Source organism: Pantoea sp. UBA5035 (genome assembly GCF_002415245.1).
In the GTDB taxonomy this organism is placed as follows: Bacteria; Pseudomonadota; Gammaproteobacteria; order Enterobacterales; family Enterobacteriaceae; genus Pantoea; species Pantoea septica.
This window is the reverse complement of the sequence record NZ_DICD01000011.1, coordinates 241,130-255,200: the sequence shown is the minus strand read 5'-3', so window position 1 is coordinate 255,200 and position 14,071 is coordinate 241,130. Positions and strand designations below refer to the sequence as shown.

Here is a 14,071-nt window from a genome sequence, read left to right as displayed (position 1 = left end):
CCTCAGTGCCAGGCATAACTGCGCGTCGCTCTCCCATACTTAGCGGGATACGCATCGCGAGGAGTGGTTATGACCTGGACAACCCATACCGTTTTTAATCAGCCGCAGCCCCTCAGCAACAGCAACCTCTTTCTTTCCGACACGCCGCTGCGCGAAGCGCTTGCGCGCGAAGGCGCCGAGTGGGATCGCGAATGGCTGGCCTCGGTCGGCGCGCAGCTTGGCGGGGCCGAATCGCTGGAGTTAGGAAGGCTGGCCAACGCCGCGCCGCCGGAGCTGCTGCGCTACGACGCGCGCGGCGTACGCATCGACGAGGTCCGTTTTCATCCCGCGTGGCACCTGCTGATGCAGGGCGTCTGCGCCAGCCGACTGCATAATCTCAGCTGGCAGCCCGACGTGCTCGATCGCGCCATGGTGGCGCGCGCCGCGCGCTTTATTCTCCACGCTCAGGTCGAGGCCGGCACGCTCTGTCCGGCGACCATGACGCACGCCGCCGTACCGCTGCTGCAGCGCTGGCTGCCTGACGCTTTCAGCGGCTGGCGCGACCCGCTGCTCAGCGATCGCTACGACACCCACGCGCTGCCTGGCGATCAGAAGCGCGGCCTGCTGATCGGCATGGGCATGACGGAAAAGCAGGGCGGCAGCGACGTTACTACCAACACCACGCGCGCGGAGCCGCTGGCGGATCGCTCGCCCGGCTCGATCTGGCGCATTACCGGCCATAAATGGTTCTTCTCCGTGCCGCAGAGCGACGCGCATCTGATCCTCGCGCAAAGCGGCAGCGGCTTAAGCTGCTTCTTCCTGCCGCGTCTGCTGCCGGACGGCACGCGCAACGCCATTCGCCTGGAGCGGCTCAAAGATAAGCTGGGCAACCGCGCCAACGCCAGCAGCGAAGCGGAGTTTCAGGAGGCCACCGGCTGGCTGGTGGGGGAAGAGGGCGACGGCGTGCGGCTGATCCTCAAAATGGGCGGCATGACCCGATTCGACTGCGCGCTCGGTAGCCACGGCCAGATGCGCCGCGCTTTCTCTGTCGCGCTGTACCATGCGCACCAGCGCCAGGTCATGGGCAAAAATCTGGTGGATCAGCCGCTGATGCGTCAGGTTTTAGCGGCGCAGGCGCTGCAGCTTGAGGGACAGACGGCGCTGCTGATGCGGCTGGCGCGCGCCTGGTCGCAGCCGGCGCAGCCGCTGGAAGGCGCGTTCGCCCGACTATTCACTCCGGCGGCGAAGTACGCCGTCTGCAAGGCAGGCATGCCCTTTGTCGCCGAAGCGATGGAAGTACTGGGCGGCGTGGGCTACTGCGAGGAGAGCGAACTGCCGCGCCTCTACCGCGACATGCCGGTCAACAGCATCTGGGAAGGATCGGGCAATGTGATGTGTCTCGACGTGCTGCGCGTGCTGCGCAAACAGCCCGGCGCGGCAGAGATGCTGCATCAGGAGTTTGAAGCGGTCAGAGGCGTGAATCGCCTGTTTGACGCCGCCTGGCGCCAGCTAAAGCTGCGCCTGAACCGACTGCAGGAGAGTCAGGGGCGGGAAATCGCCCAGCGCCTGTTTCTGCTGGCGACCGGCGCGCAGCTGCTGAAATATGCCGAGCCGCCGCTGGCGGACGCCTGGTGCCGGCAGTGGCTCGACGCGCGCGGCGTCCGACCGCTGGAAAGTCAGGTGGCGGAACGCTTACTGCTGCGCGCCAGCGGCGGGTGACGCGCCGTAAAGGATCGCCGTGGCGTACCAGTATCCCGGCGTCACCGTTTCGTCCACCATGATGACCTGATAGTAGACCGCGCCACGCTGATTGGCTTCCGCCGCCAGCGCGCGCTGCGCGTCATCCGGCGAGCCGCGAACCTGCGTGCTAACGCTGCCGAGCCTCGGCAGTCCGCCGCTCTGCGCGCGCGTGATTTCCTGCGCCTGATGGGTGGGCGCAGGCGGCGGCTGCGGCGTGGTTTTCAGCGCGGAACAGCCGCTCAACAGCAGCGCCATTGTCAGTAAGTAAGCGTAACGCATAAGGTTTACTCCAGAGGGACGGTGCAGTAAGTGTAAGCCACCGTCCCAAAGCGGGTCAGGATTTCAGATGAAATACGCTGACCAGCTGCGTCAGATGATGACCTTTGTGACTCAGGTTCTGCGCCGACGCGTCTGCCTGCGCCATCAGCTCGCTGTTCTCATGGGTCGCCTGGCTGATCTGGTTCATCGCCTGATTCACCTGACCGATACCGGCCGCCTGCTGCTGCGCCGCGACGTTGATTTCGCTCATCAGCGCCTGCACCTGTTCGATATGCGACACGATATGGGTCATGGCGTCATGCGTCTGCTGCGACAGCTGATGCCCTTCCGAGACGTTGCTGATCGAGGTGGCGATCAGGCCGTCGATCTCTTTCGCCGCCTGAGCGCTGCGCTGCGCCAGCGCGCGCACTTCCGCCGCGACCACCGCGAATCCGCGACCGTGTTCGCCGGCGCGCGCCGCTTCTACCGCCGCGTTAAGCGCCAGAATATTGGTCTGAAACGCGATCGACTCAATAACGTGGGTGATATCGGCAATGCTCTGGGAAGAGATCTGAATCGCCGACATGGTGTTAACCGATCGGCTCACCGTCTGGCTGCCGTGGGTTACCAGACTGCTCGCTTCCGCCACCAGCGTCATCGCCTGGCGCAGGTTGTCGGCGGTATGCTCGACCGTGGCGCCGAACTGCTCCATGCTCGCCGAGGTCTCTTCGACGCTGCTCGCCTGGCGGCCGATCTGCTCGCTGATATTGAGGCTGCTGGCGGCGATGGTGTCGGTGCCGTCGCTGATCTCCTGCGCGGCGACGCGCACCTGACCGACAATCTTCTCCAGCCCGTCGCCGATGCCGTTGATAGCGGTAATCAGCTGGCCGACTTCGTCATGACGGCGCGTATCCAGATGGACGCGCAGGTTGCCCGCCGCGTACTCTTCGGCCAGGTGGATCACCTGCTGCAGCGGACGCGTAATGGCGCGGCGGCTGTAAAACACAAAGCCCAGCGCAAAAAGCAGCACCAGCGCCAGGCCGGTCAGCATAAACAGGTTGCGGCTGTGGGTAATCGGCGCCAGCAGCGTGTCGCGGCTCACCTCGCCCACCACTATCCAGTTCCAGCCTGGCAGCTGCTGCCAGGCCAGCATCTTGCTTTCGCCGTTCAGCTCCGCTTCCTGCACGCCCTGCGGTTGGCTCAGCAGCGCCTGCTGCACGCTGGCGTCCCAGCCTGGCAGTTTGCCTTCATTCTGCGCGGCAAAAAGATATTGTCCCTGCGCCGCGCCCGGCGCGCCGTTCAGCACGTAGAAATGGCCGCTGTCGCCCAGCTTGCGCGCCAGCACCTTATCGCGCATCAGCGCGTACTGCTTATCGATCTGCACGCCGACGAACAGAATGCCGACCACCGCGCCGCTTTCATCTTTAACCGGCTGATACTGCGTGATATAGCGGTGGCCGAACAGCGTCGCCAGCCCGCGATAGATCTCGCCGCGGCTGACGCTTTTCCAGGCCGCGCTGGCGCGATCGAGGCGGGTGCCGATGGCGCGGCTACCGTCCTCTTTCTTCAGCGAGGTAGAGATACGGTAGTAATCGTCGCCGTCGCGCACGAAGATGGTGGAGACGGCGGTGGTGCGCTGTAAAAAGTCGTCGACCGCGACCTGATCGAGGTTCAGGGTTTTCAGACCGGCGCGCAGGGTCGGGGTCGAAAACTCCCCGACCTGAATACGCGAACTCTCGTCGCGGCTAAAGCGCTGCGGCAAAAAGCTGGCGAACAGCTGGGTGTAATTGTTGACCTCTTCGGTGAGGGTAGCGTTAAACATCGACGCCATTTCGCTGATGCCCTGCACCTGATTGTGCATATCATCCGTGGCGAGGCTTTCCAGCTGACGGGCTGCGTTGTGGCTTTGAGTCAGTGTCAGGACGAGCAGCAGCAGCGCGACGCTGAGAGACGTCAGTACAGACAGCTTGACTCCAAGACTCATGGGGCTGAGAGAGAGACGCTTCATAAAATACCTTTGGATCGGTTTAGGGGATATACGATTAACGGCATCGGCAGCAAAAGGTTTACGCCCTAAATTGAACAGCGGATGTGTGAAGTCGTTCGCAGATTAAGCGCGGGGCACGTAAACTCAGCGGAGTCGATATCCACAGCGGAGCGAACATGATTGAACTGAATACGGAACGGCTGGCGGGCATTCAGGTGCTGCACGCCGCGCCTGCGGGCCAGCGCGAAGCGGCGCTGCCGACGGTGCTGCTTTACCATGGCTTTACCTCCTCTAAAGAGGTCTACGCCTATCTGGCCGTGGCGCTGGCGCAGGCGGGATTTCGCGCCGTGATGCCCGACGCCGATCTGCACGGGGCGCGAGACAACGGCAACGACGCGGTGCGGCTTTCCCGTTTTTGGCAGATCCTGCAGCGCAATATCGACGAGATGCCGCAGCTGGAGAACGCGCTGCGCGCCGCGGGTCTGATCGACGGCGACCGCTTCGCCGTAGCGGGCGCGTCGCTGGGCGGCATGACCGCGCTGGGGGCGATGGCGCGCTATCCGCAGATCCGCAGCGTCGCCTGCCTGATGGGATCGGCTTACTTTATGCAGCTCAGCCACTCGCTATTTCCGCCGGTAAGCGTCAGCTCCCCTGAAGATCGGGCGCAGTTCGATCGGCTGATGGCGCCGCTGGCGGCTTACGATCCCAGCGAAAAGCTGGACGCGCTGGCGAACCGGCCGCTGCTGCTGTGGCACGGCGAAGCGGACGATGTGGTGCCTTTCGCGGAGACCGCGCGGCTGGTGGAGGCGCTGCAGAAGAGTGACCAGGCGGACAAGATGACCTTCTTCGCGGAAAAAGGCATCAACCACAAAATCACCCCTTTCGCGCTGCGCGCGCTGGTGGATTTCTTTAAGCGGAATTTATGACGCAGCCGGGCTGACGGCGTGCCGTCAGCCCGTTGCCCTGCAGAGATCACAACTGATTCGATAATCGCTGCGCCGCGCTGGTCGTTGCGCTGGCGTGCGTATTGCCCGGCGCGTCCAGTCGATTGACGTAGACATAGCCTGAGGCCGCTTTGCTGCTGTTACTTCTCATCTGCTGCGCACAGTCAGTCTGGCTGGCAAGGGCGGGTGGAGACAGGAAGAGACCCAGTAAAGTGGCGATGACGAACGTTTTCATGCCCGACTCCTCACTGATGGGAACACACTCTGCGACGCTGCTGATTAAAAAAGCGTCGTCATTGGTTAATTTTAGCGCGCGCCGTCGCCAATGCCAGACCGCGCCGTTGAACACCTTCATCAGGAAAATTGATAAAGGCCGCGCAACCCGCTGAATCGCCTGCCTTAGCACGGAAAGCCGCTTTAATGACGATTTAATGAAATGTGCGCTTGAGTTTAGCGCCCTGCGTCAGTATGATTACGCGTCAATTTTTCAGCTGCATTCAGGGGCGCGTTACATTCAGCGAATGTTTCACGACCTATAACGTTCCTTGCTTCCGTGGGCCGCAGCTGACCCTGACAGGAGGCTGAATAATCCGTAAGGAGCAATTTCGATGCGTCATTACGAAATCGTATTTATGGTCCATCCTGACCAGAGCGAACAGGTTCCGGGCATGATCGAGCGTTACACCGGTGCTATCACTGGTGCAGAAGGCACGATTCACCGTCTGGAAGACTGGGGCCGCCGTCAGCTGGCTTACCCGATCAACAAACTGCACAAAGCTCACTACGTTCTGCTGAACGTAGAAGCGCCGCAGGAAGTGATCGACGAGCTGGAAACGAACTTCCGCTTCAACGACGCCGTTATCCGCAGCATGGTTATGCGCGTTAAGCACGCGGTAACCGAAGCATCTCCGATGGTTAAAGCGAAAGACGAGCGCCGTGAGCGTCGTGAAGATTTTGCTAACGAAACCTCTGACGAGTCAGATGCTGGGGATTCTGAAGAGTAATCATCCGTGACGGCCAATCGACTGCGCCTGTCTGGCACCGTGTGCAAGACGCCGGTTCGAAAAGTGAGCCCGTCAGGAATTCCTCACTGTCAGTTCGTGCTTGAGCACCGCTCAGTGCAGGAAGAAGCCGGTTTCCACCGGCAAGCCTGGTGCAGAATGCCCGTGATTATCAGCGGCACGCTCTATCAGGAGATTACTCAACATATAACGGTCGGCACGCCGCTCATTCTCGAAGGCTTCATTAGCTGCCATCAGGCGCGAAATGGACAGAGTAAAATGGTGCTGCATGCCGAGCAGATTGAATTGATAGATTCTGGAGACTAGCCAAATGGCACGTTATTTCCGTCGTCGCAAGTTCTGCCGTTTCACCGCGGAAGGCGTTCAAGAGATCGATTATAAAGATATCGCAACGCTGAAAAACTACATCACTGAAAGCGGCAAGATCGTACCGAGCCGTATCACCGGTACTCGCGCAAAATACCAGCGTCAGCTGGCTCGTGCTATCAAGCGCGCGCGTTACCTGTCTCTGCTGCCGTACACTGATCGTCATCAGTAATCGGCAACTGTCCATTAACGACTTTAAGAGGATAAGGTAATGCAAGTTATTCTGCTTGATAAAGTAGCAAACCTGGGCAGCCTGGGTGACCAGGTCAACGTTAAAGCGGGCTACGCGCGCAACTTCCTGGTACCGCAGGGCAAAGCTGTCCCGGCTACCAAGAAAAACGTTGAATATTTCGAAGCTCGCCGCGCTGAACTGGAAGCCAAACTGGCTGACGTTCTGGCTGCTGCCAACGCACGCGCTGAGAAAATCAATGCACTGGGTTCAGTGACCATCGCCTCTAAATCAGGCGACGAAGGTAAACTGTTCGGTTCTATCGGTACTCGCGACATCGCTGACGCTGTAACTGCGGCTGGCGTTGAAGTGGCTAAGAGCGAAGTTCGTCTGCCGAACGGCGTTCTGCGCACCACCGGTGAGCATGAAGTTGACTTCCAGGTTCACAGCGAAGTTTTCGCTAAACTGGTTGTGAATGTAGTTGCTGAGTAATTTTACTCGGTAATGCGAAAAAGCCGGCCTTGTGCCGGCTTTTTTGTTTTTGCCGCACGGCTACTGCGCGCGAATAAAGCTGCCGTCCGGCTGACGCGTAAAGAGCACCGGCCCGCTGGCGCCGTCCACGGTCAGTCCCGTCACCACGCCCTGCGCATTCTGTCGAATCTTCACCTGCTGTCCGCTCTGCAGCGCGCTCAGCGGCTGATCGCTGCCCTCGACGCGCGCCATGGCGAATACGTCGCCCACCGGCAGATTATTGTCGCGAAACAGCTGTGCCAGGGTCTGGCCTGAGGCGATGGTATAGTTGCGCCACTCGCCCTGAGAATCCGCTTTCGGCGGCTGCGCGTTTTGCTGCGGCGCTTTCTGGTCGTAGATCTCCGCCTGCATCGGCACCTCTTTTTCGCCGCCTGCCGTCTGCGGACGCTCGACAGGATACTGCGGCGAGCTGGAGGGCCACAAAAACGCCAGCAGCATCACCAGCAGGGCGATAACGATGCCGCGCCGGTGCGCGGGCGGCAGCGGGGACATCCAGCGGATAGTATCCGTATAGTGCCAGACCGTGCTGAGCCAGGCGGGCAAACGGGAAGGCGCCTCTGAAGCCATTCGTGAATCCTCCTCATCGCCAGCGGCGCGCGACGGTTTAGCAGGCCGCCAGGCGAAGCGTTGGCGCAATGTGCGCAAAGTGCGTGGCGCGCGCGTCCTGCGGCGTTGTGGGGCGATTTGACCCATGTATCTTCTCTTCTTTCAGTACGCTGCCGAGGTTGCCCTCGTCCAGAGTTATAGTATGGGCAATACGGGCGCGACGTGCCTGTCAGCCTTAAGAAATATGACCTGCGTATTGTTTCTGTTTCACCGCCAAAAGTCACCTGCGCGGCGCGGGATTTTACGCCAGCGGCCCACGCTGCTATGCTGCCGGTTCAAATTAGCGAAAGAGACAGGTATCAAGATGACGACCCCTTCATTCGACAGCGTCGAATCACAAGCAAGTTACGGAATTGGTTTACAGGTTGGCCAGCAGCTGCTCGAGTCCGGTCTGCAGGGACTTCAGCCGGAAGCGCTGCTCGCGGGCCTGCGCGACGCGCTGGAAGGGAATTCGCCGGCCGTGCCGGTCGACGTCGTGCATCGCGCGCTGCGTGAAGTGCATGAGCGTGCGGAAGGCGTACGCCGCGAGCGCGTCGAGGCGATGGCTGCCGAAGGCCAGACCTTCCTGGCGGAAAACGCGCAGCGCGAAGGCGTCAACAGCACCGAGTCGGGCCTGCAGTTCAGCGTGATCAAGCAGGGCGACGGTCCGATCCCGTCACGTCAGGATCGCGTGCGCGTGCACTATACCGGTAAGCTGATCGACGGCACGGTATTCGACAGCTCGGTCGCACGTGGCGAACCGGCGGAATTCCCGGTGACCGGCGTGATTGCAGGCTGGATTGAAGCCCTGACCCTGATGCCGGTCGGCTCGAAGTGGGAGCTGACCATCCCGCACAACCTGGCTTACGGCGAGCGCGGCGCAGGCGCATCGATTCCGCCGTTCAGCACCCTGATCTTCGAAGTCGAGCTGCTGGAAATTCTTTAATCTTCGCCGCTTTTCAGCACGCAAAAGCCAGCCTTCGGGCTGGCTTTTTTACGCGCTTATTTCTGCTGTAAGTCGACTTTCCACAGCGCAAAGCCGATTTCATCGCTGCCCTGCGGCTGCATCGGATAGCGCGCATGGCTGCGAATAAAGGCAGTCGCCTTTTCGCCCGGCGCGGTTTCGAAGCGGATATCGAGCGGAACGCTGCTCTCTATCGGCGCCAGCCGCCAGTTATTGTCCGCCTGCGGACGCACTTCGCCCTGTTTTTTGGTCTCGGCGCTGATATAGGCCGCAACTACCGCACGGTTCTCATCGGGCGAGGCGAAGGCGATAAAGCGATCGCCGGTGCCGGCGAACTTGCCGCCGTAGGCGCGATAGTTATTAGTGGCAACCAGGAAAGTGGCGTGCGGATCGACCGGTTTGCCCTGCCAGCTCAGGTTTTTAATGCGTGAAGCCTCTGGATGGATTAGCTGGCATTCGCCGTCGTAGCGGGCCGGTTGGGTGACATCGATCTGATAGTTAACGCCGTCGATCACGTCGAAATTGTAGGTGCGGAAATCCCAGTTGATCAGCGACTGAGGATCGCGGCGCTGCGGATCGATCTGGTTGAACTGGCCTGCGGCGCACTCCAGCCACTCTTTCACCTGCGCGCCGCTGACTTTCATCACCACCAGCGTGTTGGGATAGAGATAGAGATCGGCGGCGTTGCGGAAGGTGAGCTCGCCTTTCTCTACTTCGGTATAGCTGGCCGGATCGTTCTTGCGCCCGCCCGCCTTAAAGGGCGCGGCGGCTGAGAGCACCGGCAAATGGCCCAGATCGGGATCGCCCTGAATAAAATGCTCTACGTAGGCACGCTGCGCGTTATTGACGATCTGCACGGTCGGATCGTCCTGCACCAGCGAAAGATAGCTGTACATCACGTCCGCCGACTTGCCGATCGGCTTCGCGACAAATTCGCGCGTGGCGCGGTGATCGTCCGCCAGCACCTTCACCAGCGCCGGATCCTCTGCCGCCAGCGACTTTTTCTGCGCCGCATCGTAAATCGGCCGCGCGGTTGCTTTGCGATCGCTGACCTGCCAGCGGCCAGCTTCATTGGTCAGCACCAGATCCACCACGCCGAGATGATCGCCCCACATGCCGGGCATCACCGCCGCAACGCCGTTCAGCGTGCCTTTCTCAATATCGGCCCCTTTGATGGCGGCGAACTCCTTGCCGGGAAAGACGGCGTGTGCATGACCAAAGAGAATCGCGTCGATGCCTTCGACCTGGCTGAGGTAGTAGACCGAGTTCTCCGCCATGGCATGGTAAGGCTCGCTGCTGAGGCCGGAATGGGGGATCGCCACCACCAGATCTGCACCTTGGGCGCGCATCTGCGGCACATAGCGACGCGCGGTTTCGGTGATGTCTTCGACGCGCACTTTGCCCTGCAGGTTGGCTTTGTCCCACACCATAATTTGCGGCGGCGCGAAGCCGATAAAACCGATCTTCAGCCGCTGCGGCTTGCCGTCGCGATCCGTCACCTCAACCGTCTTAATCAGCCAGGGCGTAAACATCGGCCGGTTGGTCTGGAGATCGATAATATTGGCGTTCACATAGGGAAAACGCGCGCCCGCCAGCGCCTTGCGCAGGTAGGGCAGGCCGTAGTTGAATTCATGATTGCCGAGGTTGCCGACGCTGTAGTCCAGCGTATTCATCGCCTTGTAGACCGGATGGATCTCGCCCTGCTGCAGGCCTTTCGCCGCCATATAATCGCCGAGCGGGCTGCCCTGAATAATATCGCCGTTATCCACCAGCACGCTGTTCTTTACCTCCTGACGCGCGGCATGGATCAGCGACGCGGTGCGCACCAGCCCGAACTTTTCGGTCGGGGTATCTTTGTAGTAGTCGAAATCCATCATGTTGCTGTGCAGATCGGTGGTTTCCAGCAGACGTAGATCGACGGTGGCGGCGTGCAAACTCAATGAGAGACTCAGCGCCAGAAGGGTGAGAGTGGGTTTAAACATGCGTGCTCCTGCTGCAAAAAGTTAAGTCTCTCAAATTAATGTAAAAGAATGATGATGTGTCAGAGGATTACGTGATGGGTTTAACGTTTTGCGCGTTGAAAAAGCTGAAAAGCGCGCGGCGTAGCGGCGGGTCGCAATCTATGGTATTGATATTGTTAAAATATTGAGACTTTAGCGCCTGGAAGGCCGGGCGGAAGCGCAGTAGCTGCTAAAATTTAACCGAAGTAGCGCACGATAACGTCGTGCGGCTGCCACCGAAAAGGAGGTGAAAAATGTTAGAGCAAATTTGCCAGCTGGCGCGCGAAGCGGGCAACGCGATCATGCTGATTTATGAAAAAGAAACGCCGGTAGACGTTTCCCGCAAATCCGACGACTCCCCGGTGACCGCTGCGGATATTGCCGCGCACGATATTATTCTACAGGGGCTTAAACAGCTAACGCCGGAAGTGCCGGTGCTGTCGGAGGAAGATCCCCCTTCATGGAGCGAGCGCCAGCAGTGGCAGCGCTACTGGCTGGTCGACCCGCTCGACGGCACCAAAGAGTTTATCAAGCGTAACGGCGAGTTTACCGTCAATATCGCGCTGATCGATCAAGGCAAGCCGGTACTGGGTGTGGTCTACGCGCCTGCGCTCGGCGTGCTTTACGCCGCCGCAGAAGGCAAAGCCTGGAAAGAAGAGGGCGGCAACAAGACGCAGATCCACGTGCAGGAGGCGCGGCCGCCGCTGGTGGTAGTGAGCCGTTCTCACGCCGATGAAGAGCTGAAAGAGTATCTCAAGCAGCTGGGCGAACATCAGACCGTCGCCATCGGCTCCTCGCTGAAGTTCTGCCTGGTGGCGGAGGGCAAAGCGCAGCTCTATCCGCGCTTTGGGCCGACCAACATCTGGGATACCGGCGCGGGGCACGCCGTCGCCGTGGCGGCCGGCGCGCACGTTCACGACTGGACAGGCAAAACCCTGGATTACGCGCCGCGCGAATCTTTCCTTAATCCGGGATTCCGCGTCTCGCTGTTCTGATCACGAAGGGAGGCCACCGCCTCCCTTTTTTCAGGATTTAAGCAGCGTCCGCACCAGGCTAATCACCTGCATCACCTCCTCCTGCGTCAGCGCGCCGTCTTTAACGAAGCGCACGCGGCCGCTCTTATCCAGCACCACAATCGCCGAGCCGGCGTCCGCCAGCTGCCAGACGTGCTTTACGTTGCCTTTGCTGTCGACGATAAACTGCGACCAGGGATACTGCTTTTTATTGCTCTCAATACTGCTGCGCACAAACATCCCGGTGCCGGGAATGGCGTCGTCGGTATTGACGATGGTGGTGGTCTGGTAGCGATCGTGCGGGAAGGCCGCGGCTTTAATCGCCTCAATCACGGCGGCGTTCTTCTCTTTCGCGGAGGAGCGCCCGGCGATGTGCTGAATCACGCGCACCTTGCCGGCGAGCTGCGCGCTGTTCCAGCGCTGGTAGCGGAAATCATCCTGCTGATAGATCAGCTCTCCTTTATCCTCGACGCCAACCGCGGGCACGCGCTGGTCTTGTTTCAGGCTGTGGGCGAAAACGGCGCCGGGCAAGAGAACCAGCGCAAACAGAGTGCAGGCGAGTCGCATTATCAGTCTCCTCGGTGATCGGACCAGTTAGTCATTTTTCTGCAATAGTAAGCGGGGATGATGCGCCTGTCTTGTTAAGGTGTCAGGTTTGCTATGTATGCCACAATCTCTTAACAAGTTTGGATTTATACTGTGTTGGTAAAGCGACATAACAGACTATTCTGTAATGATGTGTCAATTCAGTAAAAAAGTTCAGTTTTCGGAACATTACCCCAGTGGAGTGTTCTATAGTTTACCGGCACTTTGCGCTTCATGGGCTCGTACCGAACTTGGCAACGGCGAAGCGTATTTATAAATGTACAGGAGTTAGACAGCATGAAGATCTTCCAACGCTATAATCCATTGCAAATAGCGAAATACGTAAAAACGCTGTTCAAAGGACGGATGTATATCAAGGACGTTGGCGCGTTCGAATTCGACAAGGGAAAAGTGTTGATTCCGCGCGTAAAGGACATTCAGCATCTGAGCGTAATGTCCGAAATTAACCGTCAGGTTCTGCGCCTTCAGGCGGAGTTCAACTGATAAAAAAGGGCGCCGACGGCGCCCTCTGATTTTCTACTCTTCAGCTTCCGTGGCTTTCGCCACATTCAGCACCGGCGGACGATCGTCAATCCGCGTCACCAGCAGCTGATCGATACGATAACTGTCGATATCCACCACTTCGAACTTAAATCCGGCGAACTTGACGAAATCGGTGCGCTTCGGGATCTTGCGCAGCATATACATCATAAAGCCGCCGATGGTTTCGTAGTTGCCCGACTGCGGGAATTCGTCAATATGCAGCACGCGCATCACGTCGTCGATCGGCGTGCCGCCCTCTACCAGCCAGGAGTTTTCGTCGCGCGCCACGATCTGCTCTTCCAGCCCCTGGCCCACCAGATCGCCCATCAGCGTGGTCATGACGTCGTTGAGGGTGATAATCCCCACCACCAGCGCGTATTCGTTCATGATCACCGCGAAGTCTTCGCCGGCGGTTTTGAAGCTTTCCAGCGCTTCGGAGAGCGTCAGCGTATCGGGCACGATCAGCGCCGCGCGGATCTGCACGCCGCTGTTGAGCGCCATGCTCTGATTACCCAGCACGCGCAGCAGCAGCTCTTTGGAGTCGACATAGCCGACGATATGGTCGATATCGCCGTCGCACACCAGGAACTTAGAGTGCGGGTGCTGGGCGATTTTAGTCTTCAGCGTGGTTTCATCTTCCCGCAGATCGAACCAGACCACGTTTTCGCGCGAGGTCATCGAGGAGGGCACGGTGCGCGACTCCAGCTCGAACACGTTTTCGATCAGCTCATGCTCCTGCTTACGCAGCACGCCCGCCAGCGCGCCCGCTTCCACCACCGCGTAGATATCGTCGGAGGTGATATCATCTTTACGCACCATCGGCAGCTTAAAGACGCGGAAGAAGACGTTCGCCAGGCCGTTGAAGAGCCAGACCAGCGGACTAAACACCAGCAGGCAGAAACGCATCGGGTTGATGATGCGCAGCGCCACCACTTCCGGCGCGATCATGCCGACGCGCTTCGGCGTCAGATCGGCGAACAGAATAAAGAAGCTGGTGACGATGATGAAGGAGCAGATAAAGCTGAGCTGGTCGGCGAGCGCCGGCTCCATAAAGCGGCTGAAAAGGCTGCTGAAGGCGGGCGAAAAGGCCGCATCGCCGACGATACCGCCGAGGATAGCCACCGCGTTCAGGCCGATCTGCACCACGGTAAAGAAGGTGCCAGGCGTTTCCTGCATCTTCAGCACGCGCTGCGCGTTAATATTGCCTTCGTCGGCCAGCAGTTTGAGTTTGATCTTGCGGGCGGCCGCCAGCGAGATTTCCGAGAGAGAGAAAAAGGCGCTGATCACGATCAGCAACAATATGACAAGCAAGCTATCTAACATAGGGTTTCCAAAGGGTTATCCACTTGTCATTTTTGGCCTGGGCAGCGCGCCTGAAGGGCGTA

16 protein-coding genes are annotated in these 14,071 nt (G+C 59.5%); 9 read left to right on the top strand and 7 right to left on the bottom strand.

Annotated features, from left to right (window positions below; all coding sequences use genetic code 11):
- Positions 1–69 precede the first annotated feature (69 nt).
- Positions 70–1,698: an isovaleryl-CoA dehydrogenase gene (locus tag B3229_RS08830; protein ID WP_286870381.1), complete on the top strand. Its 1,629-nt coding sequence runs from the start codon at positions 70–72 to the stop codon at positions 1,696–1,698.
- On the opposite strand, the gene bsmA is transcribed toward B3229_RS08830, so the two are convergent.
- Together bsmA and B3229_RS08820 are read right to left on the bottom strand one after the other, a co-directional pair.
- Positions 1,672–1,998, bottom strand: a complete 327-nt coding sequence (gene bsmA, locus B3229_RS08825; RefSeq protein WP_048784407.1) for a biofilm peroxide resistance protein BsmA — start codon at positions 1,996–1,998, stop codon at positions 1,672–1,674. The genes B3229_RS08830 and bsmA overlap by 27 nt on opposite strands.
- Before the next feature lie 55 nt (positions 1,999–2,053).
- A complete protein-coding gene (locus B3229_RS08820; RefSeq protein WP_286870380.1) occupies positions 2,054–3,985 on the bottom strand; it encodes a methyl-accepting chemotaxis protein in 1,932 nt (643 codons plus the stop codon).
- Positions 3,986–4,140: 155 nt separating this feature from the next.
- On the opposite strand from B3229_RS08820, the gene yjfP reads away from it, so the two are divergent.
- Positions 4,141–4,890: an esterase gene (yjfP, locus tag B3229_RS08815; RefSeq protein WP_286870379.1), complete on the top strand. Its 750-nt coding sequence runs from the start codon at positions 4,141–4,143 to the stop codon at positions 4,888–4,890.
- Positions 4,891–4,936: 46 nt separating this feature from the next.
- Here yjfP and B3229_RS08810 read toward each other — a convergent pair whose 3' ends face one another.
- The gene (locus B3229_RS08810; protein ID WP_033754868.1) at positions 4,937–5,143 is read right to left on the bottom strand and encodes a hypothetical protein; all 207 of its coding nucleotides are present in this window, start codon (positions 5,141–5,143) and stop codon (positions 4,937–4,939) included.
- Positions 5,144–5,516: 373 nt separating this feature from the next.
- Here B3229_RS08810 and rpsF point away from each other — a divergent pair, with 373 nt between their 5' ends.
- Genes rpsF through rplI form a run of 4 tightly spaced genes read left to right on the top strand, consistent with a single transcriptional unit; the run spans position 5,517 to position 6,957 of the window.
- Positions 5,517–5,912 carry a 30S ribosomal protein S6 gene (gene rpsF / locus B3229_RS08805; protein ID WP_033754871.1) on the top strand — a complete coding sequence of 132 codons (396 nt, stop codon included), beginning with the start codon at positions 5,517–5,519 and terminating at the stop codon, positions 5,910–5,912.
- 6 nt (positions 5,913–5,918) lie between these two features.
- Positions 5,919–6,236, top strand: a complete 318-nt coding sequence (gene priB, locus B3229_RS08800) for a primosomal replication protein N (protein WP_048784404.1) — start codon at positions 5,919–5,921, stop codon at positions 6,234–6,236.
- 4 nt (positions 6,237–6,240) lie between these two features.
- On the top strand, positions 6,241–6,468 hold the full coding sequence (gene rpsR / locus B3229_RS08795; protein ID WP_000135199.1) for a 30S ribosomal protein S18: 228 nt from the start codon (positions 6,241–6,243) through the stop codon (positions 6,466–6,468).
- Positions 6,469–6,507: 39 nt separating this feature from the next.
- Positions 6,508–6,957, top strand: coding sequence for a 50S ribosomal protein L9 (gene rplI, locus B3229_RS08790; RefSeq protein ID WP_033754882.1), 450 nt, complete (start codon positions 6,508–6,510; stop codon positions 6,955–6,957).
- A gap of 60 nt (positions 6,958–7,017) precedes the next feature.
- Here rplI and B3229_RS08785 read toward each other — a convergent pair whose 3' ends face one another.
- Positions 7,018–7,563 (bottom strand): OapA family protein, encoded by a 546-nt coding sequence (locus B3229_RS08785; RefSeq protein ID WP_048784403.1) that lies wholly within the window; start codon positions 7,561–7,563, stop codon positions 7,018–7,020.
- A gap of 343 nt (positions 7,564–7,906) precedes the next feature.
- Here B3229_RS08785 and fklB point away from each other — a divergent pair, with 343 nt between their 5' ends.
- Positions 7,907–8,527 carry an FKBP-type peptidyl-prolyl cis-trans isomerase gene (gene fklB / locus B3229_RS08780; protein WP_033754889.1) on the top strand — a complete coding sequence of 207 codons (621 nt, stop codon included), beginning with the start codon at positions 7,907–7,909 and terminating at the stop codon, positions 8,525–8,527.
- A 56-nt stretch (positions 8,528–8,583) separates the two neighbouring features.
- Here the strand turns inward: fklB and B3229_RS08775 are convergent, their stop codons facing one another.
- Positions 8,584–10,527 (bottom strand): bifunctional 2',3'-cyclic-nucleotide 2'-phosphodiesterase/3'-nucleotidase, encoded by a 1,944-nt coding sequence (locus B3229_RS08775; RefSeq protein WP_286870378.1) that lies wholly within the window; start codon positions 10,525–10,527, stop codon positions 8,584–8,586.
- Positions 10,528–10,799: 272 nt separating this feature from the next.
- Between B3229_RS08775 and cysQ the strand changes: the two genes are divergently transcribed.
- Positions 10,800–11,540, top strand: a complete 741-nt coding sequence (gene cysQ, locus B3229_RS08770; protein ID WP_033754892.1) for a 3'(2'),5'-bisphosphate nucleotidase CysQ — start codon at positions 10,800–10,802, stop codon at positions 11,538–11,540.
- Positions 11,541–11,570: 30 nt separating this feature from the next.
- Here cysQ and B3229_RS08765 read toward each other — a convergent pair whose 3' ends face one another.
- On the bottom strand, positions 11,571–12,125 hold the full coding sequence (locus tag B3229_RS08765) for a YtfJ family protein (RefSeq protein WP_286870377.1): 555 nt from the start codon (positions 12,123–12,125) through the stop codon (positions 11,571–11,573).
- A 315-nt stretch (positions 12,126–12,440) separates the two neighbouring features.
- Between B3229_RS08765 and B3229_RS08760 the strand changes: the two genes are divergently transcribed.
- A complete protein-coding gene (locus tag B3229_RS08760; protein WP_033754894.1) occupies positions 12,441–12,647 on the top strand; it encodes a DUF1107 domain-containing protein in 207 nt (68 codons plus the stop codon).
- 33 nt (positions 12,648–12,680) lie between these two features.
- On the opposite strand, the gene B3229_RS08755 is transcribed toward B3229_RS08760, so the two are convergent.
- Positions 12,681–14,009 carry a hemolysin family protein gene (locus tag B3229_RS08755; RefSeq protein ID WP_033792321.1) on the bottom strand — a complete coding sequence of 443 codons (1,329 nt, stop codon included), beginning with the start codon at positions 14,007–14,009 and terminating at the stop codon, positions 12,681–12,683.
- Between the last annotated feature and the right edge of the window lie 62 nt (positions 14,010–14,071).

Coding starts and splice junctions, on each gene's coding strand:
- B3229_RS08830 (WP_286870381.1), top strand. CDS start 70: ATGACCTGGACAACCCATACCGTTTTTAATCAGCCGCAGCCCCTCAGC.
- bsmA (WP_048784407.1), bottom strand. CDS start 1,998: ATGCGTTACGCTTACTTACTGACAATGGCGCTGCTGTTGAGCGGCTGT.
- B3229_RS08820 (WP_286870380.1), bottom strand. CDS start 3,985: ATGAAGCGTCTCTCTCTCAGCCCCATGAGTCTTGGAGTCAAGCTGTCT.
- yjfP (WP_286870379.1), top strand. CDS start 4,141: ATGATTGAACTGAATACGGAACGGCTGGCGGGCATTCAGGTGCTGCAC.
- B3229_RS08810 (WP_033754868.1), bottom strand. CDS start 5,143: ATGAAAACGTTCGTCATCGCCACTTTACTGGGTCTCTTCCTGTCTCCA.
- rpsF (WP_033754871.1), top strand. CDS start 5,517: ATGCGTCATTACGAAATCGTATTTATGGTCCATCCTGACCAGAGCGAA.
- rpsR (WP_000135199.1), top strand. CDS start 6,241: ATGGCACGTTATTTCCGTCGTCGCAAGTTCTGCCGTTTCACCGCGGAA.
- rplI (WP_033754882.1), top strand. CDS start 6,508: ATGCAAGTTATTCTGCTTGATAAAGTAGCAAACCTGGGCAGCCTGGGT.
- B3229_RS08785 (WP_048784403.1), bottom strand. CDS start 7,563: ATGGCTTCAGAGGCGCCTTCCCGTTTGCCCGCCTGGCTCAGCACGGTC.
- fklB (WP_033754889.1), top strand. CDS start 7,907: ATGACGACCCCTTCATTCGACAGCGTCGAATCACAAGCAAGTTACGGA.
- B3229_RS08775 (WP_286870378.1), bottom strand. CDS start 10,527: ATGTTTAAACCCACTCTCACCCTTCTGGCGCTGAGTCTCTCATTGAGT.
- cysQ (WP_033754892.1), top strand. CDS start 10,800: ATGTTAGAGCAAATTTGCCAGCTGGCGCGCGAAGCGGGCAACGCGATC.
- B3229_RS08765 (WP_286870377.1), bottom strand. CDS start 12,125: ATGCGACTCGCCTGCACTCTGTTTGCGCTGGTTCTCTTGCCCGGCGCC.
- B3229_RS08760 (WP_033754894.1), top strand. CDS start 12,441: ATGAAGATCTTCCAACGCTATAATCCATTGCAAATAGCGAAATACGTA.
- B3229_RS08755 (WP_033792321.1), bottom strand. CDS start 14,009: ATGTTAGATAGCTTGCTTGTCATATTGTTGCTGATCGTGATCAGCGCC.